Origin of the sequence: Rhizobacter sp. LjRoot28 (assembly GCF_964253025.1) — a bacterium.
Lineage (GTDB): Bacteria > Pseudomonadota > Gammaproteobacteria > Burkholderiales > Burkholderiaceae_C > Rhizobacter.
The window spans coordinates 257,107-278,562 of record NZ_CAXUQC020000001.1 but is presented as its reverse complement, the minus strand read 5'-3'; the positions used below and the strand labels follow the sequence as shown (position 1 = coordinate 278,562).

Below are 21,456 nucleotides of genomic sequence, written 5' to 3'. Positions count from 1 at the left end.
TCGCAGATGGAACTCCTGATCATTGCAGCCCTTGTCGTCCTGGCTGCCTCCCTCGTGCTGGTGCAGCGCTCCCGCAAGAAGGGCGGCGCCGCGCCGTCCCGCAAGGGCAAGCCGCGCGCGGCTATGGAGGCACTCGACACCGTGGCCGCCTGGCCGCCGCAGTCCACCCGCGTGATGACGGCGGGCGAGCGCAAGGCCTACTTCGTCCTGCGCACCGCCCTGCCCGACCACATGGTGCTGGCCCAGGTGCCGCTGTCGCGCTTCATGAAGGTGCCGACCCGCAACAGCTATTCCGAATGGCTGCGCCGCGTGGGGCTGATGTCGGTCGACATCGTGGTGTGCGATGCCACCTCGCAGGTGGTGGCCGTGGTCGACGTGCGCGCGGACGATGGCAAGGAGAGCCCCCGGGCACGCCAGCGCCATGCCCGCATGGACCGCGTGATCGCGGCCGCGCAGATTCCCATCCACGTCTGGGACGAGAACGCCATTCCCACCCCTGCCGCGGCGCGCGACCTGATCCTGAGCCAGCCGAAGGGCACGAGCGAGGGCCCGCGCGACCTGCCGCGACTGAGCGAGCCGGTCGAGGCCGATGCCATGCTCGATGCCGAACTGGAGCAGCGCGACCCGCCGCCGTCCACCTGGTTCGACAACCTCGATTCCGCGGCCGTGCCCCTGGGCAACGTGCCGAAGCCGACTGCGACGCCGCGGCCGACACCCCGGCGGCCCTGAGGCGGCGGCGGGGCGCCCGCCCCACCCGCTTCAGCTCAGCACGGCCTGTGCGAACTCCCGTGCGTTGAAGGTCTCGAGGTCCTCGAGCTTCTCTCCCACCCCGACGAAGTAGACCGGCACCGGCCGCTCGCGCGCAATGGCGGCCAGCACGCCGCCCTTGGCCGTGCCGTCGAGCTTGGTGATGACGAGGCCGGTGAGCCCCAGCGCATCGTCGAAAGCCTTCACCTGGGACAAGGCGTTCTGCCCCGTGTTGCCGTCCACCACCAGCAGCACCTCGTGGGGCGCGCCGTCCTGCGCCTTGCCGATCACGCGCTTGATCTTCTTGAGCTCCTCCATCAGGTGAAGCTGGGTGGGAAGCCGCCCCGCGGTGTCGGCGATCACGACATCGCAGCCGCGTGACTTGCCCGCCACCACCGCATCGAAGCTGACCGAGGACGGGTCGCCGCTTTCCTGCGACACGATCTCCACCTCCACCCCTGCCACACCCGGCTTGTCGGCCCGCTCGGCCCAGACGGCAAGCTGCTCGCGCGCTGCGGCGCGGAAGGTGTCGGCGGCGGCCAGCAGCACCTTCTGGCCGCTGTCGGCCAGGTGGCGGGTGAGCTTGCCGATGCTCGTCGTCTTGCCCGCGCCGTTCACGCCCACCACCATGACGACGGTCGGCGTGAACTCGCCGATCTCGAGCGGCTTCTCCAGCGGCTTCAACAGGTCGGCGATGGCATCGGCCAGCAGGCCCTTGACCGCAGCGGGGTCGGTCGCCTTGGCTTCCTTGACGCGCCACTTCAGGTCCTTGAGCAGGTACTCGGTCGCCGTGACGCCGGTGTCGGCCATCAGCAGCGCCGACTCCAGGTCTTCATAGAGCGCATCGTCGATCTGCGTGCCGGTGAACACCTGCGCGATGCCCGTGCCCGTCTTGCGCAGGCCGGTGCGCAGCTTGTCGAGCCAGCCCTTGCGCTCGGGAGGAACCGCTGCCACGACAGGCGGCACCGCAGGCGCCTGGGCAACTGCAGGGACGGCCGCAGCAGGCGGCACCGCGGGCGCGGGAGCCGGAGCTTTCGGGGCCGGGCTCGGTGACGGTGTCGCGGCCGCCGGTGCGGAGACGGGCGGCAAGGCCACGGGTGGCGCGGGCGTGACCGGCGCCTCCGGGGCCGGCGCCTCGCCGAGCCCGATGCCGCTGCGCAGGCGATCGACCCAGCTGCGCCGCTCCTCTGCAGGCGCGGGCACCGGAACCGGTGCCGCAGGCGCCTCGGGTGTCGGCGCCGCCTCGGGCGACGGAGTCTTCTTCTTGAAAAAGCTGAACATGTGAATTCTTGGTGAGCCGATTGCCAAGCGTAGCCGGTTTCGTGGCTATAATGCGAGGCTGAGGCGCTTTAGCTCAGTCGGTTAGAGCGACGGAATCATAATCCGCAGGTCCGGGGTTCGAATCCCTGAAGCGCCACCAAACATCAAAGCCTCGCCGGTCCATGACCTGCGAGGCTTTCTGTTTTTCTCGCCTCGCGTCGCATGCGTCGCTCGACGGCGTCGCGCGTTCGCGGCCCCATCCGCACCGTCATGTGCATGGGCCCTCCCCCCGCGTCCCCGGGGGGCCAGCCTGCGCGAGTTCGGCAACGCGTGAGGAAGTTCACGGGGCTGCTGCGGGTTTCCACGTATCCTCGCGCCTCTTTCTGGAGGTGTCGAGATGAAACTGCTGTTGGGTGGCGCGCTGTGGGCAACGGCCCTGCTGTGGAGCGCCACCGCGCACGCCGAGGTGGCGGGAGCCGGGGCGTCCTTTCCGTCGAAGGTGTATGGGAAGTGGACGGAGCAGTACAAGCGTGAAGGCGGCGACACGGTGGTCTACAAGGCCACCGGCTCGGGCGACGGCCTGAAGCAGATCTCGGCCCGCACGGTCGCGTTCGCCGGCTCGGACAGCGCCTTGCAGCCGGCCGAACTGTCGAAGCGGCAGCTGGTGCAGTTCCCCATGCTCGTGGGCGGCATCGTGCCGGTGGTGAACCTCCCCGGCCTCGGTGAACGCGGCCTGCAACTCGATGGCCCGACACTCGCGGCGCTCATGCTCGGCACCGTGGCGCGCTGGGATGATCCGCGCATTGCCGAGCTGAATCCGGGTGTGCGCCTGCCCGCGCTGCCGGTGCGTCGACTCGTGCGCGCGGACAAGTCGGGCACGACCGACGGTTTCAGCCGCTACCTCGCGGAGGTCTCGAAGGACTTTGCCGGGCAGGTGGGTGCATCGCAATTGCCGAAGTGGCCGGGCGACGTGACCGCGGCCGAAGGCAACGATGGCATGGTCTCCGCGCTGAAGGCGACACCCGGCGCCCTTGCGTACGTGAGCTTTGATCGCGTGGCACGCGATGCGCTGGCGGCGGTGCGTCTGCGCAATGCCGCAGGGCAGTTCGTCAAGCCGTCGGAAGCGGGCTTCCGGTCGGCCATCCGCGAAAGCGAACTGGGTCGCTCCGGCAACGACCTCGCGAGCCTGCTCGACCGCCCGGGCGCCGAGACCTGGCCCATCACGACCGCGACCTTCGCGCTGGTGGACGCCAACCCCAAGTCGGCCGCTGGCGCAGCCCCTGCACTGCGATTCCTCTACTGGTGCTTCCTGCATGGCGACGACCTGACGCGCGGCACGGGCTTCGCGCCATTGCCCACGATCGTCCAGTCGCGGCTCGCTGCGCGATTCGCGAGCGTAAAGCCCCAGGACGGCCAGCCGCTGGACTACGTTCGCTTCAAGTGAGCCCGGGCGCCGGTGGCGCGCCCATGTGACCGGAGTCATGACGACACGGGCCGGAGCGGCAGTAGAGTCGCCGCTCCATCCACTCGGGTCGTACGCCATGTCCTCCTCGCAGCACGCAGTCCTGATCCTCGCGCTAGGCGCCGCCGTCCTGGCCAGCGCTTGCGGCAAGAAGGAGGCCGACAAGGCGGACACCGCGCCTGAAGCGCAAGCGCAAACGCCCGCCCCTGCTCCGGCCCCTGCGCCGGCGCCAGCCCCGGCGCCAACGCCCGCCCCGCCACCGGCTGCAGCCGCCTCGACGCCCGAGGAAGAGCAACGCGCCAAGCTGCAGGCCAAGCTCGACTACGCCACGATGGAAGACGGCTACCTGAACGACGCCCGCGCCCAATGGGCCCGCGCCGCCAAGGCCAGTTCGGGCCTGTCCGAGGAAGGCGATCGCCTGCCGAAGACGCCGGAGAAAAGCCAGGCCTGGCGGGCCACGGGCAAGGTGGACGGCAATTCATGGGTGAACAACACGCAGGACATCGGCTTCGATTGGCTCGAGCTGTCGTATGAGCGCCCCGTCAACGCCACCGAGGTCCGCATCGTTGCCGACGGCACCACGGTGGAGGCCATGTCCAAGCTCGAGGTGATCGACACCGACGGCAAGGCGCACACCGTGTGGTCCGGCCTCAGCGACGTGAAGCCCGAGAAGCGGGGTTCGCGCAGCTGGTTCGTCAAGTCGTTCGCGGCGACACCGTACAAGGTGCAGGCGGTCAAGCTCACGGTGGCGAACAACGTGTCGCGCGGCCACAAGCACGTCGACGCGGTCCAGCTCATCGGCGACTGACGCTTCACTCGATTCGCCGTCTCCGGCGTCTTCGTGACCGCGGCGCGCATGCCCATCGTCGGGCGATCGCATCTGCCGAAGTCACTCGGCAGGCCGCAGCGATTCGCGGGTGTGGGGCCGTCGCTGCTCGCGCCTGGCTGCTACCTGGCCGTGAACGGGTGGAGGGTGGCCGTGCGCGCCCTCAGTCGCCAACACGCGCGGCAGCAGCGGCGACGGCGCCGGGCTCAGCGCGCGTGAACGCCATCACCCCATCGTCGAGCCGGCCGAACCGCAGCGCCAGCAGGTCGCGCAGGTAGTTCTGGTGCAGGCGCCAAGGGGGCTGGGCGCCCTGGCGCGGCAGCCTGTCGGCGGCCCGCAGCACGTAGCCTGAACTGAAGTCGACGAAGGGCCGCGGCTCGATGTCAGGCCCCGCCGTGGGCGTGGCGATGGCCGTGCCCTGCCGGTCCATGTACCGCAGCAACCGGCACAGGTAGCGCCCGGTCAGGTCCGACTTGAGGGTCCACGAGGCGTTGGTGTAGCCGAAGGTCTGCACCAGGTTCGGCACGCCGCTCAGCATCATTCCCTTGTAGACGAAGCGGCGGTGCACATCGACCGACCGGCCATCCACCCGCAGCTCGACGTCGCCGAGCACGTTGAGCTGCAAGCCGGTGGCGGTGACGACGAGGTCGGCCTGCAGTTCCTCGCCGGTGGACAAGCGCAGACCAGTTTCGGTGAAGGCGGCGATCTCTCCGGTGACGACCGAAGCGCGCCCACCACGGATGGCCGTGAACAGGTCGCCGTCGGGGACCATGCACAAGCGTTGGTCCCATGGGTTGTAGTGCGGCGTGAAGTTGCGCGCCACCTCTTCCGGGCCGCCCAGGTGCCGGCCCGCCTCCGCGAGCAACCGGCGCCGCACCGGTTCGGGCCAGCGCCGCGCGAGCTTGAAGAACAGCAGGCTGAGCAGCACGTTCTTGGCCCGCACGATGCGGTAGGCCCACATGGCGGGCAGCCAGCGGCGCAGCCGCAAGGCCAGGGCATCTTGCGCCGGCAGCGCCACGACGTAGGTCGGCGAGCGCTGCAGCATGGTGACATGCGCGGCGTGCCGGGCCATCTCGGGCACGAGGGTCACGGCAGTGGCCCCACTGCCGATCACGACCACCCGCTGGCCTGCGTAGTCCAGGCCCTCGGGCCAGAACTGCGGATGCACGATGCGGCCACGATAGCTTGCCTCGCCAGGCCAGCTCGGTCGATGCGCCGCGTCATAGCGGTAGTAGCCGCTGCAGAAGTCGACCACCTGGCAGGTGAAGAGCAGCAGCTCGTCGCCGTGGCTCACCTCGAGTGTCCAGCGCGCCTCGGCCTTCGACCACGCGGCCCGGCGCACACGGTGCCCGTATCGCACCCGCGAGTCGATGCCGCGCTCCCGCGCCGTCTCCTCGATGTAGGCCCGGATGGAGCCGCCATCGGCAATCGCCTGCGCCCGCGTCCACGGCTTGAACGCGTAGCCGAGCGTGTGCATGTCGGAGTCGGAGCGGATGCCGGGGTAGCGGAACAGGTCCCACGTGCCGCCCATGGCCTCGCGCGCTTCGAGCAGCAGCACCTGCTTGTCGGGACAGCGCTGCTGCAGGTGCACTGCCGTGCCGACGCCGGACAGGCCGGCGCCGATGATGATGACGTCGGCATGGCCGGCGGGCCTCGCGGCGGGATCGGGGAATGGGGCCAGTGCCTGCGCATCAGTTCGCGATGCGTCCGGGGTCGGGTGTGGCAGCGGGCGCGGCGACACCTCCGCCGCTGCATCTTGCAGAAACCGGCAGGCCAGGGCCAACGATTCGCGTGACTCCGGCAGGCGCCACACCAACTGCCATCCGTGGTGCACCACCGGCCACACCTTCAGCGCCACCCGCACGCCGCTGGCCCGGGCCTTGTCGGTCAGGCGCAGCGCATCGTCGCGCAGCACCTCGTCGGCCCCGACGTGCACCAGCAACGGTGGCAGCCCGCCGAGATTGCCCAGCAGGGGTGACAGCTTCGGGTCAGCGGGTTCGGCAGCACCGCGGTACGCCGCGACCAGCGCTCTCACGTCGCCCTGCAGGACGGCATCGCGCCTCGCGTTCTCCCGCACGGAGGGACTGCTCGCGGTGAGGTCGGTGGCGGGTGAGAACAGCACCGCCGCCAACGGCAGGCGCGCGCCTTCGTCGCGCAGCCGCAGCATCAGGCCGAGTGCCAGGTTGCCGCCGGCGCTGTCGCCACCCAGGGCCAATGGCGCGTCGCGTTCGCTGTCGCACAGCGCCTGCCAGACGGCGCGTGCATCGTCCGGCGCTGCCGGGAACGGATGCTCCGGCGCCAGGCGGTAGTCCGGCACGAACACCCGCGCGCCTTCGAGCGCGAGCGCCGCGGTGATGGGTCGATGGGTGCGCGGCGACCCACCCACGAAGCCGCCGCCGTGCAGGTACAGCACGGTCAGCCCGCCGACCGTCGATCGTTCGGATTCCACCCACTCGCCCGCGACGCCGCCCAGCCGGGCCGGCGTGTAGCGCGCGCCGGGCGGCGGGGACAGCGGCGCGTCGAAGACGGCGCGGACGCGAGGGATGTCGCTCAGGTCGTCGAGCTGCCGCCGCACATGGCGTCGGACGATGAAGGTGGTGAGGCGCGCTTGCCAGCTCATGGCGTGTCTCCGACGGATCAAGGACGCGGGAGCCCACCCGCGGCACGCCGAGCCGGCCTGCGCGGAGCATTGTGCCGGCCCCGGCGGCCGTCCTCGGATCAAGCGCGCCGTGCGGGCAACGCGGCCGTCCAGGCGTTGGCGGCGAAGGCGTCGAAGAAGCGGGCCCGGGCCTCCGGTTCGAGCGCGTCGACGCCCGCGGCGCGAGGGCGGCCCGACCCGCCGAAGCGGGCGCACAGGAGATCCGAGCCGTAGGGCGAGGCCAGCGGTGCGCGCACGCTCACCATGTAGCCCTGTTGTCCATGCAGTCGCATGACCGCATGGGCGCGGTCCGGTTCGGCATTGGCCAGTTCATTGGCGTAGCTGCCCAGCACCCGACGGCTCCATGGCGCGTCCGGCAGCACGTGGATGCTGCCGGCCACCGACTCGGTGCGCTCGGCCAGCACACGCGCGCGCTCCAGGTCAGCGCGGCGCAGGTCGTCGATCTCGCCGGCGATGCTCTCGTGCACCAGCATCTCCCGCGGATCGGCGTAGCGCGAGAGGATGGTGTACAGGCGTGCCGGCGCGATGCGCACGTCGCCGGGGTCGTCGCCATAGGCGTTGTAGTTGATCGCCTCGCCCAGCAGCCGCAGCCGCGTGCGGTCGCCCGGGCCAATGTCCGACGCCTCCGCGAGCCGGTCCGCCACGTCGGGCAGGTTGTCGCCGTAGGCGCCGACCAGCGCCCATGCGCGGTAGGCGCCGCCCAGGTAGCGATCGACGAGCAGGCTGGTGCAGACATCGCTCGACCGGTCGACGTGGGCCTCGAGCAGCGGGTGGGCCGGGATGGCTTCCACCGTGTGGTGGTCGAAGTAGTTCACCCGCACGCCGGCATCGAGCAGCGTCTGCAGCGCCGTCAGGTTGCGCTGCATGGAGATGTCGAACACGTTGACTTCGGCGGGTGCCGCAGCGCCCGCGGGCACCTGCTCGAGCAGGGCGATCTCGCGTTTCAGCCCGGTCACCAACGTGGCGGCGCCGGGGCGATGCAATCGCCACTGCACCGCGGCACACAGGCCGTCGCTGTCACCGTTGCAGATGTCGTAGCGGCGTTCCATGGAAAGGCTCCTGGTGTGGAGCCGATCCCGCGGCGGGCCGAGCGGCCGGCCGGGAGGTCGGCGGGCCGGACCTAGGGGGCCGGCCGGGGTGGATCAGACGCGAACGCGGCGGACGGCGTCTTCCGCCTTTTCCTTCATGTCGTCGAGCTGGCGGCTCATGTCGTCGAAGGCGTCGCGCAAGGCGATGTAGACGTCCTCGTTGTGGACGCGGTCGACGTGGAGTTCCTGATGCGGCACGGTGACGCCGATGCGCACCGCGAACTCGCGACCTTGCTGCTGGTGCTTGGCGATCAGCTCGATCGTCACCTTGCAGGCCATGATGGAGGGATGGAACTGGTCGAGCTTGTCGGCCTTGGCCCGGGCGGCGGTGTCGATCGCTTCGGAAGATTCGAGGCCGAGGTAGGTGATCTGCAGAGGTTGTTTCATGGTCATCCGGTCCGTTATGGATCCAGTCTAGGAAGTTGGCGGCCGATCGTCTTGACCCAGAGCAAGCCCGGTCTATTCGTCCACGCCAGGGACAGCCAGCACCCGGCGCAACTTGCCGCCGCCGCCGAGCCGGTGGGCACGCCCGGGCTGGCAGTGCACCGAGACCCCGGCCACGCCGTGGCCGGCGAGGAAGCGCAGCAGGGCTTCACGCCCGCGCTCCAGCGCCGACTGCGCGTGAGGCCCGCAGGCGGGCGTACTGAGTCGCAGGCGGTCCGCCCCCTGCTGCAGCAGCTGGAAGTCGGCAAGCCCGGCCTCCTCCTCGAGCACGGTGGACAAGGCGAGCGGCAGCAGCCGCACGATCCGCCCGCCACGGCCCCTCAGGCCCAGCGTGTCGTCGCTGCGCCCCTCGACTTCGATCACCGGAAGGTGGGAGCCGCAGCCGCAGGCCCTCGAGTGCCAGCGCACCCGGTCTCCCAGGGGATAGCGGATGAGCGGTTGCACATGGTTGGCCAGGTGGGTGAGAAGCACCGAGGCCCCGGTCTCGCCTTCCGGCACGGGCCGCCCGGCGGCGTCGACCGATTCGAGGATCACCCAGTCGCTGTTGAGGTGCAGCGCGCCGCGCACGCACTCGGCTGCCAGCGGCAGGAACTCGGACGCGCCATAGCTCTGGACGACGCTGCAGCCGAAGCCTTCCTCTATGAGGCGTCGCATCCCCGGCGAGAGGGTCTCCCCGCCGGTCCACACCTCCTTGAGTCGCAGCTTGAGCCGCCCGGCCAGCTGTTCGCCGGCCAGCAGCACGGCAGCGCTGGGATAGGTGCTCAGCACGCTGGGCGACAGGGCGTGCAGTGAATCCACCAAGCGATCCACCGGCTGCAGGAAGGACACATCGTGCAGGCGCCGGGCCAGCGCGGGATTCAGGCGCCGCAATCGTTCGATCGACACCAGGCTGGCGAAGTGGCCGCCGGTGGCGCCCACGAAGGCAATGCACTCCCCGAGGTACAAGGGGTCGAGCAGGCGGGCCACCGGCGTGCGACGTCGCAGGGCCTCCAGAGCGTCGTACACCGCCAGGGCGGCGGCGTCCTGCACGAACACGCTCGGCTCCCCACTGCTGCCCGAGCTCTCCCAGACCGTGTAGCGGCCGAGGTACGGATCGGCGATGCGGGACGGGTCGGCGGTGAAGCGGCGCAGCCCGTCGAGGTGCAGTGCCGGATCGGTCACCCAATCGTCGAAGCGGGCCATGAGGTCGTGCTTCGAGAAGGTGGGCAGGTCCTGGAGCTGCGCTCGCGCTGCGTCCACGCCGCGCAGTTGCTGCGCATAGAGCGGCGACTCGCGCGCCGCCCGCGTCAGCAAGTTCGCGAGGCGGCGCGATCGTCGCGCCGCGAGACCCGCCGCGTCCGCATGCGTGGCGAGCAGCACCTCGCCCGCCGTTGTCCAGGTGAGCCAGGGATCGAAGGGGGGTGTGGACTTGAGCATGGCGGAGTGCGAACACCCGACGATCCGAACCTTGCAGGTCGTCTGTGGATGGGGCCGCGCCCGATGGTGCCACCGCCCGCGCGCCGGAGCTGTCGCTCACCCTTGCGGCGGGTCGACAACCCCTCGGCAGTCGAAGACCCGGAGCCACTCACTCGTGGCGAAAGACGGGCGGGCGCTTCTCGAGGAAGGCGGCCATCCCTTCCTTCTGATCGGCCGTGGCGTAGAGCGAATGGAACAGCCGACGTTCGAACATCACGCCATCGGACAGCGTGCCTTCGAAGGCCCGATTGACGGCCTCCTTGGCGGCCATCACCGCGATGCGCGATTGGCCGGCGATGAGCAGCGCCGCGGCCAGCGCCTCCTCGGCGAGCCGGTCCGCCGGCACGACGCGGCTGACCAGGCCCGACCGCTCGGCCTCGGCCGCATCCATCATGCGGCCGGTGAGCACCAGGTCCATGGCCTTGGCCTTGCCCACCGCTCTAGGCAGGCGCTGCGTGCCGCCCGCCCCGGGGATGACGCCGAGCTTGATCTCGGGCTGACCGAAGCGCGCGGTGTCGGCCGCGATGACGAGATCGCACATCATCGCGAGTTCGCAGCCGCCGCCCAGCGCAAAGCCGGCCACGGCGGCGATCACGGGCTTGCGCACGGCGCGGATGGTTTCCCAGTTGCGGGTGATGAAGTCGCCCTTGTATACATCGGTAAACGTGAAGCGCGCCATGGCGGCGATGTCGGCACCGGCGGCAAAGGCACGCTCGCTGCCGGTGAGGATGATGCAGCCGATGGTTTCATCGGCATCGAAGGCGCGCAGGGCAGTGCCCAGCTCGTCCATGAGGGTGTCGTTGAGGGCATTCAAGGCCTTGGGCCGGTTGAGCGTGATGATGCCGACCTGGCCGGCTTCGGTGCGAACGTCGAGGGTCTCGTAGGACATGGGGGCTCCGTGATCAGAAGGGGGCGTCATCGCCGTCGGCGCGCTGCAGCAGCGAGACGATGCTGGAGAAATCGAGATGGCCGTGGCCGGCCAGGCTGTGGGCTGCGTAAAGGCTGCGCGCCAGGCTGCCCAGCGGGGTTGCCGCGCCCACCTGCACCGCGTTGTCCTGGGCCAGGCCCAGATCCTTCAGCATCAGGTCGGTTCCGAAGCCACCGCTGTAAGCCCGCGATGCGGGCACGCCGTCCATGACGCCCGGGTACGGGTTGTACTTCTCGAGCGCCCAGTTGCCGCCGGAGCTGCGCCGCATGATCTCGGACAGCACCGTCGGATCGAGGCCGTTCGCAACGCCCAGGGCGAGTGCCTCGGACGTGCCGATCATCAGCACGCCCAGGAGCAGGTTGTTGCAGATCTTGGCGGCCTGCCCGGCACCGGCCGCACCGGCGTGAAACACGTTGCTGCCCATCTGCAGGAGCACCGGACGAGCCTGCTCGAGCGCATCGGCCTCGCCGCCGACCATGAAGGTGAGCGTGCCGGCGGCGGCACCGGCCGTGCCGCCCGAGACTGGGGCGTCGAGCACTGCCACCCCGCGCTGGCGGCCGGCCTCGGCCAGGCGACGTGAGGTGGCGGCGGCGATGGTGCTGCTGTCGACGACCAGGGTTCCCGCGGGCAGGTGGTCCAGCAGGCCAGGGGCCGCACCGTCGCCGAAGTACAGCGCCTCGACATGGCGGCTCGCAGGCAGCATGCTGATGACGAGGCGGGCGCCCTGCACTGCCGACGCAGGCGAGTCGGCGAGCACGAGGCCCGCGTCGGCGGCTCGGGCCCGCGCGTCGGGCGACAGGTCGCAGGCGCGCACGGCGTGACCCGCCCGGTGGAGGTTGAGGGCCATCGGCCCACCCATGTTGCCGAGGCCGATGAAGGCGATGTCCATGGCAGCTCCTTGTTTCGTCGAAGGCAGATCAGTCGAGATGGGCCAGCCGCGCCGGCAATTCGCCCCGCGGTTGCAGATGGTCTTCGACGAGGGCTTCGGTCACGTCGGCGAGTCGAGCGGGTTGCCACCTCGGGCGGCGGTCCTTGTCGATCAACAGGGCGCGGATGCCCTCGGGGAAGTCGGCATGGGCACAGCAACCGAGCGCGGCGTGGTACTCGAGGCGCAGCAGCTCGCCCAACGACCGACCCTCGGCGCGTTGCCACAAGGCGAAGGCCAGTGCGGCGGAGGTGGGAGAGCCGCGGGTGAAGGTTTCCCCCGCCGCCTGAAGCCAGGCGTCCTGACCCTGCATCGAGCCGAGGCGCGAGGCGATGTCGGCCAGCACCTCGTCGGCCATCAACGCGTCGATGGCCGCTCGATGCCGAGGAACCATCGCGTCCGGAAGGGCTGCGCCCTCGCCTGCCGTCCGCAGCAGGTCGGTGAGGCGCGCGCGATCGGCCGCCTCATCGCCCGCCCACTCGGCAGCGGCCAGCGCTTCGAGCACAGCGGCCTTGCGGGCGTGCGGCACGAAGGCGTCGGCAATGCCGACATGCAGCGCATCGGCGGCGTTCAGGGGCGCGGCCGTCAACGCGAGAAACAGTCCGACGCGTCCGGGCATGCGGCGCAGGAACCAGCTGCCGCCGACATCCGGGAACAGGCCGATGCCGATCTCGGGCATGGCCAGCCGGGTGGACTCGGTGACGACCCGGTGCGAGGCGCCCGCCATCAGGCCGACGCCTCCGCCCATCACGATGCCATGCGCCCAGGCGAGCACGGGCTTGGGGAAACGGTGGATCAGGTGATCGAGGGCGTATTCCTCGCTGAAGAAGGCTTCGGCCTCCGCGTTGCGCGCGGGGCCGGCCGCGCGGATAGCGGCGTACAGGCGGCGCAGGTCGCCGCCGGCGCAGAAGGCCTTGTCGCCCGCCGCGTCGAGCAGCACGCCCGCGATCTGGGGGTCGTCGCGCCAGGCGCGCAGCTGGGGGTCGAGCAAGCGAACCATGTCGGACGACAGCGCGTTCAGCGCCGAGGGCGCGTTGAGCGTGGCGACGCCGAAGCGATGGCCGCTGCGCGTGGGCAGTTCGCGGAAGCGGACCACCGGCTCAGGCGGTAACCGGGCGGTGCTCGATGTACCTGAGGTGGGTTCGGTCATGGAACAGTCGAAGGTGATTGGATGGAACGGACCGCGAGGGGCTCGCAGCAGCGGTCTGGCCGGCGCACGTGCGGCCCGTCGCCTTTCGCAGGCCGGCGCTCAGCGCAACTCGGCATCGTGGTCCAGCAGGCGACGGGCGACGATGAGCCGCATGATCTCGTTGGTGCCTTCGAGGATCTGGTGCACGCGCGTGTCGCGCACGAGCCGCTCGAGCGGAAATGCGTTGAGGTAGCCATAGCCGCCATGCAGTTGCAGCGCCTCGTTGCAGACCGTGAAGCCGGCATCGGTGGCGAAGCGCTTGGCCATCGCGCAATAGGCCGTGGCATCGGGACTGCCACGGTCGAGCTGGCTCGCGGCCAGCCTCACCATCTGTCGGGCCGCGACCAGCTCGGTGGCCATGTCGGCGAGGCGGAACTGCAAGGCCTGCTGACTGGCCAGGGGACGGCCGAACTGCTCGCGCTCGTGCAGGTAGCTTCTGGCCGTGTCGAGCGCCGCCTGGGCCGCGCCCACCGAACAGGTGGCGATGTTGATGCGCCCGCCATCCAGCCCTTTCATCGCGAGCCGGAAGCCTTCTCCCTCGGCGCCAAGCCGGTGGTCTTCCGGGATCTCGACGCCATCGAAGCTGACGCTGCGGGTGGGTTGGCTGTGCCAACCCATCTTGGGTTCGTTCTTTCCGTAGCCGACCCCCGGGGCGTCGGCCGGCACCACGAAGGCCGAGATGCCGCCTGCACCCGGCCCACCGGTGCGTGCCATGACAACCAGCACGTCGGTGGCACCGGCGCCCGAGATGAACGCCTTGCCGCCGTGGATGACGTAGCCCTGTGCCGTGCGCTCCGCGCGTGTCTGCAGCGATGCGGCGTCTGAACCGGCCCCGGGCTCGGTGAGGCAATAGGACCCCAGCTTGTCGCCGCCCGTGAGGGCCTCGCCCCAGCGGGCGCGCACCGCCTCGCCGCCCCAGGTGCCCAGCATCCAGGTCACCATGTTGTGGATGGTGAGGAATGCCGTGGTGGACGGGTCGGCGCCGGCCAGCGCCTCGAAGACGAAGGTGCTGTCCAGGCGGGACAGGGCGAGGCCGCCGATGGACTCGGGCGCGTACAGGCCGCAGAAGCCCAGCGCCGCGGCGCGGCGGATGGTCTCGCGCGGGAAGGTGGACTCGCGGTCCCAGGTGGCGGCATGCGGCGCCAGTTCGGCAGCGGCGAAGCTGCGAGCCGTCGCTTCGAACGCCTGCTGCTCTTCGGTCGGTTGGAAGTCCATGGTGCTCAGCGGAGGCGGATGGTGGTGTTGACGCCATCGGACACCATGGCGTCGTCGAACCAGCGGGCAGTGACGGTCTTGGTCTGCGTGTAGAACAGGACCACCTGCTTGCCGTAGGGGCCGAGGTCGCCCAGCTTGGAGGCGCGCGAGCCGGTGAAGGAGAACATCGGCGCGGGCACCGGGATGGGCACGTTGATGCCGACCTGTCCCACGTCGATGTCCTCTTGGAACCGGCGCGCCGCCGCGCCCGACTGGGTGAAGAGCGCCGTGCCGTTGCCATTGGGGTTGGCGTTGACCAGGGCGATGGCGTCGTCCAGCGTCGCGGCCTCGGCGAGGCACAGCACGGGGCCGAAGATCTCCTGGTCGTAGATGGCCATGCCGGGTCGCACGCCGGCAAAGACGGTGGGGCCGATGAAGTTGCCGCGTTCGAAGCCGGGCACCGAGGCCTCGCGGCCATCGAGCAGCAGCCGGGCGCCTTCCGCGACGCCCTGGGCGATGAAGGCGCTGACACGCTCGCGGGCCGCGCAGGACACGAGCGGCCCGACATCGACCCCGGGCTCGGTGCCGGCGCCGAGCGTGAGCGCGCGGGCGCGCGCCACCAGATCGGGAATCCAGTCGCGGGCGGCACCGACCAGCACTGCCACCGAGACCGCCATGCAGCGCTGCCCGGCCGCGCCGAAACCGGCGCCGACCAGCGCGTCGAGCGTCGGCCCCTTGCAGGCGTCGGGCAGCACGACGGCGTGGTTCTTCGCGCCCATCATGCATTGCACGCGCTTGCCGGCCAGGGTGGCGCGGCGGTACACCTCGGTGCCCACCCGCGTCGAGCCGACGAAGCTCAGCGCCTTGATGTCGGGGTGGTCGCACAGCGCATTGACGACCGACTCGCCGCCATGAACGACGTTGAGCACGCCCGGCGGCACGCCGGCCTGCAGCGCCAGCTCGCACAGTCGCATGGTCACCATGGGATCCTGCTCGGAGGGCTTGAGCACGAAGGTGTTGCCGGTGGCAATGGCCATCGGGAACATCCACAAGGGAATCATGGCGGGGAAGTTGAACGGCGTGATGCCGGCGCACACGCCGAGCGGCTGCAGCAGCGTGTAGGTGTCCACGCCGGTGGCCACCTGGCTTGCCATCTCACCCAGCTGCAGGTTGCCGATGGCGGCCGCGTGCTCCACCACTTCGAGCCCGCGGAAGACGTCGCCCTCGGCATCGGCCAGCGTCTTGCCCTGCTCGGCGGTGAGCAGGGCCGCAAGCTCGCTCATGTGCTCGCGGATGAGTTGCTGGAAGCGAAGAAAGACGCGGGCGCGTGCGCCAATGGGCGTCTTGCGCCAGGTGCGAAAGGCCTCGCTCGCGGCCGCGACCGCGGCCTGCACTTCATCCGGGGTGGCGAAGGGAACGCGCGCCAGCACGGTCTGGGTGGCCGGGTCGACGACATCGCGCCACTCGCTGGACCGCGACTCGACGAAGCGGCCTCCGATCAGCAGCTTGACGGTGGGAGAGGAGGCAGGCATCGGCGTCGCTCCAATGGGGTGTGACCCATCCTAGCGGCGCCCGATGCCCTTCACAATGCCCCCGGACCCGAGGGCGGAACTCAGGTCACTTCCACTCCGCCGCGCGCAGGAGCGGGTCCACCGGCAGGCCGAAGGTCGAGCCGACCTTCGCACCGATGGTGCCTGGCGCGGCCAGCGGCGCGCTGCCACAGTTGCCGACGGTGGGCTTGATGATCGCCCACAGCATGGCGCCGTCGCGCGGGTTGCGCTTCGAACTGCTGCTGGCGAGCACGGCGCCGGTGTAGCGCTCCACCGAGTACGGTGCGTTGATGACGGTGCCGTACTGGTCTTGCAGCAGGCGCGAGCCTTCGCATTGCGCATCGGCGTTGTTGATGACGAGGTTGGCACCGGCCCAGCCTTCGGGCGCGCTCTCGAGGCCCATCGAGACGATGGTGCGAGCCGGGAACAGGTTGCGGTAGTCGTTGTAGGCCACCACACCGTCGTAGTGCTCGAAGCGGGCGTCATAGCTCATGACGTTGACCATGTCGAGCATGCCGGCGATGGCCGGGTACTTCAACACCACCGCGCGTTCGCGGCCGGCGTTGCCGCCCCAGTACGACAGCTTGCCGGCGCAGGACGGGTCGGCCGCGGTCTGGGCGGTGCAGTCCGCGCCCGTCGACCAGCCGGCCAGCGTGAGCAGGCGGCCACCGCCCGCCTGGTCGACGGCGGCACGCAGCGCCTTGATCGAGTTGGCGTAGCGATCGACGTCGCCATCGACCTCGTAGTCAACGTCCAGTCCATCGAAGCCCATCTCGCTGATGAAGCGTGCCAGCGCGCTGGTGATGGGACCGCTGCCACGCTGGCCTTCGGCCGCGAGCGGGCCCCAGTTGCCGTACGTCGCACCGCCCACCGCCAGGATGACCTTCATGTTGCGCTGGTGGAGGACGTCGATGGCGGCCTTGATGTCCCGCGGCGTGGCGTTGAAGCTCATGCCGGTGCCAGAGAAGGAGTTGGCGGCGAGGCCCGCCCACGAGAAGTTCGGGTCCGCGAAGGCGGCCATCACGTGCGTGTACGTCCCGGGGATGCGGGCGAACTTGCTGGCGCGGTAGACGTCATTGGCCGACTTGCCGGTGGCGTCGAACCAGTTGTCGCTCCAGCTCGGGTAGTAGCCGACGTAGACGCGCTTGGTCTGGACGGCCTTGACCGCATCGCCCACGGTGAGCGGGTCAGACGGGCTGGGTGCCGGGGCCGGGGCGGGGGTAGGCGCGGGTGCAGGCGATGGCGACGGCGACGGCGACGGGGAAGGAGCGGGTGCCGGTGCAGGCGTGCCGGCGCAAGCGCTCAACACGGTCCACGGCTTGCCACTGCCGGAGGGACCGCTCTGCGTGGCGGGGTCATCGCCCTGGGTCCACCAGTTGGCGCGGTAGTTGGTCCCGCCACGGGTCACGGTGGCTCCGCCCGTGTAGGCGCTCGCGGCCGACCAGGCCGTGAAGCAGGCGCCCGGTGAAGGGGCGGGCGACGGGGCAGGCGAAGGCGACGGCGAAGGCGATGGGGCGGGCGCCGGGGCCTGGGCGCTGGCGCGCCAGAGCGATGCGGTGGCCGCCGGGTTCCAGCCCGAGCCGGCCCAAGCGGTATGGCTGACGAGGGCGACGTAGTCGCGGCCGGCGTAGGTGACGACGGTACCGGCGGCATAGGCGACGCCTTCACGCCACGCGGTGGCGGCCTGCACCTGGCCCCACAGGCTGACGAGGGCGACGGCGAGCGCGGTGGCGCCCAGACGGTTGCGTTTCATGCGATTTCCTTCGATGCGAGACAAGGGGGTGGGCTGCGCCAAGGCTGGCGGACGCAGCAACGCCGTGGAGCCATGAATGCCGCGGCGGTTCATGGCGTGGCACGCTGGTAGACACGCACGTGGTCGATCTCCATGCGCTGCGGGAAGACGGTGCCCGCGTTGGGCGAGCCCGGCCAGTTGCCGCCCACCGCCACGTTGAGGATCATGTGGAAGCGCTTGTTGAACGGCGCCGGGAAGGCGCCGCCGCTCGACCACCATTCGGTGGCCGTGTGGTACAGCGCGCCGTCGACGTAGAAGCGGATCTGGTTGGGTTCCCACTCGACCGCGTAGTCGTGGAAGTTGTCGGCCACGCTGGTGGCCGGCGTGGTCTGGCCGCCCTTGTAGGTGTTGTTCGGCCAGGCGCCGCCGTAGTGCAGCGTGCCGTGCACCACGTTGCCACCGCTGCCACCGGTGTTCACTGCTTCCATGATGTCGATCTCGCCACTGGCCGCCCAACCGCCGTAGGCGTAGTCGCTCGGCAGCATCCAGATGGCGGGCCACAGGCCCTGCCCTCGCGGCAGGCGGGCGCGCACCTCCATCCGTCCGTAAAGCCAGTCGCCCTTGTTCAGCGTGCGCAGCCGTGCCGACGTGAAGTCGCGGCAACCGTCGGTGCTGCAGTAGCGTTCGCGCAGGGCCTGGATCGTCAGGCGGCCGTTCGAGACGAAGGCGTTCTCCGGACGCGCCGTGTAGTACTGCAGCTCGTTGTTGCCGCCGCCCGCGCCGTTCACCTCGAAGCTCCATTTGGCGGCGTCGACCGCGCTGCCATCGAATTCGTCGCGCCAGACGAGCGACCACCCTCCAGCGGGCGGGGGCGGCGGTGTCGCGCCACCCGCCGGCTCGAAGGCCCAGCGCTGGTTGGCCTGGTCGCCGCAGTCCCACTGCTGGAGCGCGCCACCTGCCGACTTGCTCCAGTCGCGAAGGTCGATGCAACGCCCGCTGTGCTGCGCGACGATCTGGTAGCCGCTGCCGGTGGCCTTCACCGCAAACCGCTGGTTGAGCCCGGTGGTGTCATGCCATTGCACGAGCGGCACGCCATTCGCCGTGGCCACGTTGGCAACGTCGAACGACAGGTGCGACACGGCATGCGAGAAGCGGTACGTGCCGCCCGCGTCGGCCAGCACGTCGAAGCGCTGCGCCGCGCTGCCGTCGCACACCGCTTGCACCACGGGCGCTCCCGCCGGGACGTTGCCGCCGCCGGCCAGGCCGACACACAGGCGGGAGTGGTGCGAGCTCACCGTGTACTGACCGACCGGCAATACGCCCCGGCCGGAGGCGCTGTGCGGATGGGCATGGAACTGCTGCGCAGCCATGCCGTTGCAGGTGGCCTGCTGGATGTTGGCGCCGTCGCCCAGCGCGCCGCCCGCCACGTCGACGCACTTGCCGCTGTTGACGTTGGTCAGCACGAAGCGATTGCCCTGCACCCGCGTGATGCGGAAGCGCTGGGCGTTGGTGCCGTTGTCGTTCCACTGCTGCACGTTGGCGCCGTCGGCCTTCGATGCAGCCGCCACGTCCAGCGCCTTGCCGCTGCCGGCGTTGCGCAGCACGTGGCCCTGCCCTTCGGGACGGAGGACGTCGAACACCTGGGCCAGGCTGGTGTTGCAGTCGGCCTGCTGGATGTTGGCGCCGTCGGCCCCGCTGGCACCGGCCACGTCCACGCATTTGCCGCTGTTGGCATTGACGAGCACGTACCGCCCCGGCGGCAGCAGGTCCGTGGATGCACCCGTCACGGCGTTGCCGCCGGACTCGGCCGCGTCGGAACCGGCCAGGGCCTTGTCGATCGGGGACTCGGTACTGGCCGTGGACGCGGCGGCGGTGGTCGGCGCGTCGCCGTCCCCGGAGCCGCAGGCACTCACCGCCAGCACGCAGGCCAAGGCCAGGCCGGTTCGAAGGAAGTCGTTCATGGCGTCTCCTGGAAGGGTTCGGGAATGCGGCATCACCAGCCGACGGTGACCGTCAGCGACCGAGGGGCCGGGTGCTCGAGCAGGCTGCTGTGTCCGCGCACGTCGTCGTAGCAGAAGCCGTAGGCCAGCCCGTCGATGCTGTGGGCGTGCCAGAAGCGGGCGTAGTGGTTGGCGGGGTCGCGCGGGTAGTAGCTCGCGGGATTGCTCCATTGGGCCGGATCCACGTTGAGCAGCAGCCCGCGGTTGAACGCGGCGGTCATCTGGGCTTGAAGGACCTTCTCGAGCGAGCTGCCCGCAGCCAGGTTGCCCGAGCCTTCGAGGATGGCCTGGGTGCTGGGCTTGCCACGGATGGCAAGGTTCGCCGGGCCGCCATCCTTCGAGAAGATGAAATCGTTGCCGATCACACGGCCCCTGAACGTACCGGCCTCGGCAGTGAACACGAGCTCCTGCGCCGCGTGGTGGCGCCACACGGCGTCGACATAGGCATCGAAGTAGCCGGCCTGCGGACGGCCGTGGTTGAAGTCGCCCTTGCCGGGCGCCACGATGCGATACGGCCGACGCACGAGTGAGCGGAAGGCGGCCGGCACCTCGGCCTCGAAGGCGGCGAAGAGGGTCGCGCGCGATTCCGTTTCGCCGAGCGTCCGGTCGTACCCGTCCAGGCCCACGAGACGGGTGCGCACGGGGAAGCCGAACTGGTCGACTCGCGTGGTGTTGCCGTGATAGCCGTACTGGTCGAGCGTGAACTCGACCCACTCGAAATGCACGTCCTGGTTCGGGTCCGACGGATTGCCGAGGTCGGGGCCGGCAAAGCCGACGCTGCCATCACCGGCGCGGTTGACCTTGATGTACATCGGCGAGCCCAGGCTGATGAACAGCCGGCCGGAATCGATGCGGGGCAGCGACAGGCCGCGCAGATCGCTCAGCCGATGGAAGTAGTTGGCGTAGGTCTGGCCCTGCTTGACGAGCCGGTTGGGTGCGTCGTTGTCGGCAGGCGTGGCAGGCACCAGCCGGCCATTGCGGTCGACGTGGACGAGGGCCCGGGTGGCCGGGTCGTAGCCAAGGATGGCGAAGTGGACCTGGTCGTCGCGGTAGGCCCCGCCGGTTCCGTTGACGAGGTCGAGCGCCATCGCACCTGAGCCGGCCGGTGGCGGAACCGGGGCGGCGGCGATGCGCAGCGAGGATGCGAGGTCGTTGAAACCGCGGGCCGGCAGGTCCGGTGTGTCGGAGGTCAGCACCAGTTCGCGGCCGCCGTGGCTTGCGTGTTCATAGAGCCGGACTTCGCGGCCGCCACCCACCTTCACGGAGGAGATGCGGTCGTTCCAGGCGGCACCCACGTAGGCGGACGAAGCATCGGTGCAGAACGAGGCGCCCTGGAAGTTCACATGCTCGAAGAAACAGACCGCGCCTTGCGCCGGCGTTCCAGGCGACGGCGCGGCCCCGACGGTGTACAGGAAGCGGGCGGTGTCCGCGGCGCCCGCAGAGCCGCCGTGGGTGAACGAATAGCCAAGGCGGTGGCCCGTGCTGACCGGCACCTGCTGCTCATGGCGCCCGGCCGTTGCCACGTGCCGCATGCGGAAGTTCTGCAGTCCGCCGCCGTTGAGGTCGTAGTGGATGTCCACCCAGGCCGCCGTGGCGGCATCGCCCTTGAACCAGACGGTGGCCACCGGACCGGCCACGTCCACGCCGTGCGTGAAGGCGGCTGCTGGAGCGGTGGCCACGCAGCCCCAGAACAGAAGAAAGCCCAACCATCGCTTGAAGATGCTGCCCATGAAATTGACGCCCTCGTGAAGAAGTGCGCGAATTCTCTTGGTGGGGCACGAAACCTGGTGCCGGTCGCTTGCAACAAGCCGCAACGCAACGATACGTGGCCCGATGGCAAGCGCGACGGTTCGACAAGGACCTGCCTGCACGACCGTCACCGGGCCCGGGCCGCCGCGCGAAGCGAATCGACGGCCGCTTTCAGGATCGGCCGCGGTGCAGCGAATGTTGCCGGGGCATTAGCCTCCGGTTACCAAACTTGCGCCTTGGTCTGAAAC

Annotated in this window: 16 protein-coding genes, 1 tRNA gene and 1 pseudogene; 4 read left to right on the top strand and 14 right to left on the bottom strand. The window is 70.1% G+C overall.

What is annotated here, in order from left to right:
• Nucleotides 1–6: 6 nt before the first annotated feature.
• Nucleotides 7–729, top strand: a complete 723-nt coding sequence (locus ACSQ2F_RS01320) for a DUF2726 domain-containing protein (protein WP_436018988.1) — start codon at nucleotides 7–9, stop codon at nucleotides 727–729.
• Nucleotides 730–759: 30 nt separating this feature from the next.
• Here the strand turns inward: ACSQ2F_RS01320 and ftsY are convergent, their stop codons facing one another.
• Nucleotides 760–2,028 carry a signal recognition particle-docking protein FtsY gene (gene ftsY / locus ACSQ2F_RS01315; RefSeq protein ID WP_436018986.1) on the bottom strand — a complete coding sequence of 423 codons (1,269 nt, stop codon included), beginning with the start codon at nucleotides 2,026–2,028 and terminating at the stop codon, nucleotides 760–762.
• A 62-nt stretch (nucleotides 2,029–2,090) separates the two neighbouring features.
• On the opposite strand from ftsY, the gene ACSQ2F_RS01310 reads away from it, so the two are divergent.
• The 3 genes from ACSQ2F_RS01310 (at nucleotide 2,091) to ACSQ2F_RS01300 (ending at nucleotide 4,277) form a co-directional block, all read left to right on the top strand.
• Nucleotides 2,091–2,167, top strand: a tRNA-Met gene (locus tag ACSQ2F_RS01310).
• Nucleotides 2,168–2,404: 237 nt separating this feature from the next.
• Entirely contained in the window at nucleotides 2,405–3,451 is a 1,047-nt protein-coding gene (pstS, locus tag ACSQ2F_RS01305) for a phosphate ABC transporter substrate-binding protein PstS (protein WP_436018984.1), read from the top strand.
• 97 nt (nucleotides 3,452–3,548) lie between these two features.
• Nucleotides 3,549–4,277: a hypothetical protein gene (locus ACSQ2F_RS01300; RefSeq protein ID WP_436018982.1), complete on the top strand. Its 729-nt coding sequence runs from the start codon at nucleotides 3,549–3,551 to the stop codon at nucleotides 4,275–4,277.
• Nucleotides 4,278–4,458: 181 nt separating this feature from the next.
• Here ACSQ2F_RS01300 and ACSQ2F_RS01295 read toward each other — a convergent pair whose 3' ends face one another.
• The 13 genes and pseudogenes from ACSQ2F_RS01295 to ACSQ2F_RS01235 all read right to left on the bottom strand — a co-directional run bounded on the left by ACSQ2F_RS01295 (nucleotide 4,459) and on the right by ACSQ2F_RS01235 (nucleotide 21,189).
• The gene (locus ACSQ2F_RS01295; protein ID WP_436026693.1) at nucleotides 4,459–5,976 is read right to left on the bottom strand and encodes a flavin-containing monooxygenase; all 1,518 of its coding nucleotides are present in this window, start codon (nucleotides 5,974–5,976) and stop codon (nucleotides 4,459–4,461) included.
• Between the two features lie 147 nt (nucleotides 5,977–6,123).
• Nucleotides 6,124–6,915: pseudogene (locus tag ACSQ2F_RS01290) on the bottom strand (alpha/beta hydrolase); the annotation flags it as partial.
• 98 nt (nucleotides 6,916–7,013) lie between these two features.
• Nucleotides 7,014–8,003, bottom strand: coding sequence for a hypothetical protein (locus ACSQ2F_RS01285; protein WP_436018980.1), 990 nt, complete (start codon nucleotides 8,001–8,003; stop codon nucleotides 7,014–7,016).
• A gap of 93 nt (nucleotides 8,004–8,096) precedes the next feature.
• Nucleotides 8,097–8,429: an HPF/RaiA family ribosome-associated protein gene (locus ACSQ2F_RS01280; protein WP_436018978.1), complete on the bottom strand. Its 333-nt coding sequence runs from the start codon at nucleotides 8,427–8,429 to the stop codon at nucleotides 8,097–8,099.
• Between the two features lie 72 nt (nucleotides 8,430–8,501).
• The gene (locus ACSQ2F_RS01275; RefSeq protein WP_436018976.1) at nucleotides 8,502–9,902 is read right to left on the bottom strand and encodes a phenylacetate--CoA ligase family protein; all 1,401 of its coding nucleotides are present in this window, start codon (nucleotides 9,900–9,902) and stop codon (nucleotides 8,502–8,504) included.
• Nucleotides 9,903–10,050: 148 nt separating this feature from the next.
• Nucleotides 10,051–10,830, bottom strand: coding sequence for an enoyl-CoA hydratase (locus ACSQ2F_RS01270; protein WP_436018974.1), 780 nt, complete (start codon nucleotides 10,828–10,830; stop codon nucleotides 10,051–10,053).
• Between the two features lie 13 nt (nucleotides 10,831–10,843).
• Complete coding sequence (gene mmsB / locus ACSQ2F_RS01265) at nucleotides 10,844–11,758, bottom strand: 3-hydroxyisobutyrate dehydrogenase (protein WP_436018972.1); 915 nt, start codon at nucleotides 11,756–11,758, stop codon at nucleotides 10,844–10,846.
• 28 nt (nucleotides 11,759–11,786) lie between these two features.
• Nucleotides 11,787–12,944 (bottom strand): enoyl-CoA hydratase/isomerase family protein, encoded by a 1,158-nt coding sequence (locus ACSQ2F_RS01260; protein ID WP_436018970.1) that lies wholly within the window; start codon nucleotides 12,942–12,944, stop codon nucleotides 11,787–11,789.
• A gap of 99 nt (nucleotides 12,945–13,043) precedes the next feature.
• Nucleotides 13,044–14,198 carry an acyl-CoA dehydrogenase family protein gene (locus ACSQ2F_RS01255; RefSeq protein WP_436018968.1) on the bottom strand — a complete coding sequence of 385 codons (1,155 nt, stop codon included), beginning with the start codon at nucleotides 14,196–14,198 and terminating at the stop codon, nucleotides 13,044–13,046.
• A 5-nt stretch (nucleotides 14,199–14,203) separates the two neighbouring features.
• Nucleotides 14,204–15,709 carry a CoA-acylating methylmalonate-semialdehyde dehydrogenase gene (locus ACSQ2F_RS01250; protein WP_436018966.1) on the bottom strand — a complete coding sequence of 502 codons (1,506 nt, stop codon included), beginning with the start codon at nucleotides 15,707–15,709 and terminating at the stop codon, nucleotides 14,204–14,206.
• Between the two features lie 85 nt (nucleotides 15,710–15,794).
• A complete protein-coding gene (locus tag ACSQ2F_RS01245) occupies nucleotides 15,795–17,480 on the bottom strand; it encodes a carbohydrate-binding protein (RefSeq protein WP_436018964.1) in 1,686 nt (561 codons plus the stop codon).
• Between the two features lie 89 nt (nucleotides 17,481–17,569).
• Complete coding sequence (locus ACSQ2F_RS01240; protein WP_436018962.1) at nucleotides 17,570–19,420, bottom strand: RICIN domain-containing protein; 1,851 nt, start codon at nucleotides 19,418–19,420, stop codon at nucleotides 17,570–17,572.
• A 32-nt stretch (nucleotides 19,421–19,452) separates the two neighbouring features.
• Nucleotides 19,453–21,189 carry a beta-1,3-glucanase family protein gene (locus ACSQ2F_RS01235; protein ID WP_436018960.1) on the bottom strand — a complete coding sequence of 579 codons (1,737 nt, stop codon included), beginning with the start codon at nucleotides 21,187–21,189 and terminating at the stop codon, nucleotides 19,453–19,455.
• Nucleotides 21,190–21,456: the final 267 nt, after the last annotated feature.

What these genes read in the sequence shown, in the direction of transcription:
- ACSQ2F_RS01320 (WP_436018988.1), top strand. Translation starts at nt 7, where the DNA reads ATGGAACTCCTGATCATTGCAGCCCTTGTCGTCCTGGCTGCCTCCCTC.
- ftsY (WP_436018986.1), bottom strand. Translation starts at nt 2,028, where the DNA reads ATGTTCAGCTTTTTCAAGAAGAAGACTCCGTCGCCCGAGGCGGCGCCG.
- pstS (WP_436018984.1), top strand. Translation starts at nt 2,405, where the DNA reads ATGAAACTGCTGTTGGGTGGCGCGCTGTGGGCAACGGCCCTGCTGTGG.
- ACSQ2F_RS01300 (WP_436018982.1), top strand. Translation starts at nt 3,549, where the DNA reads ATGTCCTCCTCGCAGCACGCAGTCCTGATCCTCGCGCTAGGCGCCGCC.
- ACSQ2F_RS01285 (WP_436018980.1), bottom strand. Translation starts at nt 8,003, where the DNA reads ATGGAACGCCGCTACGACATCTGCAACGGTGACAGCGACGGCCTGTGT.
- ACSQ2F_RS01280 (WP_436018978.1), bottom strand. Translation starts at nt 8,429, where the DNA reads ATGAAACAACCTCTGCAGATCACCTACCTCGGCCTCGAATCTTCCGAA.
- ACSQ2F_RS01275 (WP_436018976.1), bottom strand. Translation starts at nt 9,902, where the DNA reads ATGCTCAAGTCCACACCCCCCTTCGATCCCTGGCTCACCTGGACAACG.
- ACSQ2F_RS01270 (WP_436018974.1), bottom strand. Translation starts at nt 10,830, where the DNA reads ATGTCCTACGAGACCCTCGACGTTCGCACCGAAGCCGGCCAGGTCGGC.
- mmsB (WP_436018972.1), bottom strand. Translation starts at nt 11,758, where the DNA reads ATGGACATCGCCTTCATCGGCCTCGGCAACATGGGTGGGCCGATGGCC.
- ACSQ2F_RS01260 (WP_436018970.1), bottom strand. Translation starts at nt 12,944, where the DNA reads ATGACCGAACCCACCTCAGGTACATCGAGCACCGCCCGGTTACCGCCT.
- ACSQ2F_RS01255 (WP_436018968.1), bottom strand. Translation starts at nt 14,198, where the DNA reads ATGGACTTCCAACCGACCGAAGAGCAGCAGGCGTTCGAAGCGACGGCT.
- ACSQ2F_RS01250 (WP_436018966.1), bottom strand. Translation starts at nt 15,709, where the DNA reads ATGCCTGCCTCCTCTCCCACCGTCAAGCTGCTGATCGGAGGCCGCTTC.
- ACSQ2F_RS01245 (WP_436018964.1), bottom strand. Translation starts at nt 17,480, where the DNA reads ATGAAACGCAACCGTCTGGGCGCCACCGCGCTCGCCGTCGCCCTCGTC.
- ACSQ2F_RS01240 (WP_436018962.1), bottom strand. Translation starts at nt 19,420, where the DNA reads ATGAACGACTTCCTTCGAACCGGCCTGGCCTTGGCCTGCGTGCTGGCG.
- ACSQ2F_RS01235 (WP_436018960.1), bottom strand. Translation starts at nt 21,189, where the DNA reads ATGGGCAGCATCTTCAAGCGATGGTTGGGCTTTCTTCTGTTCTGGGGC.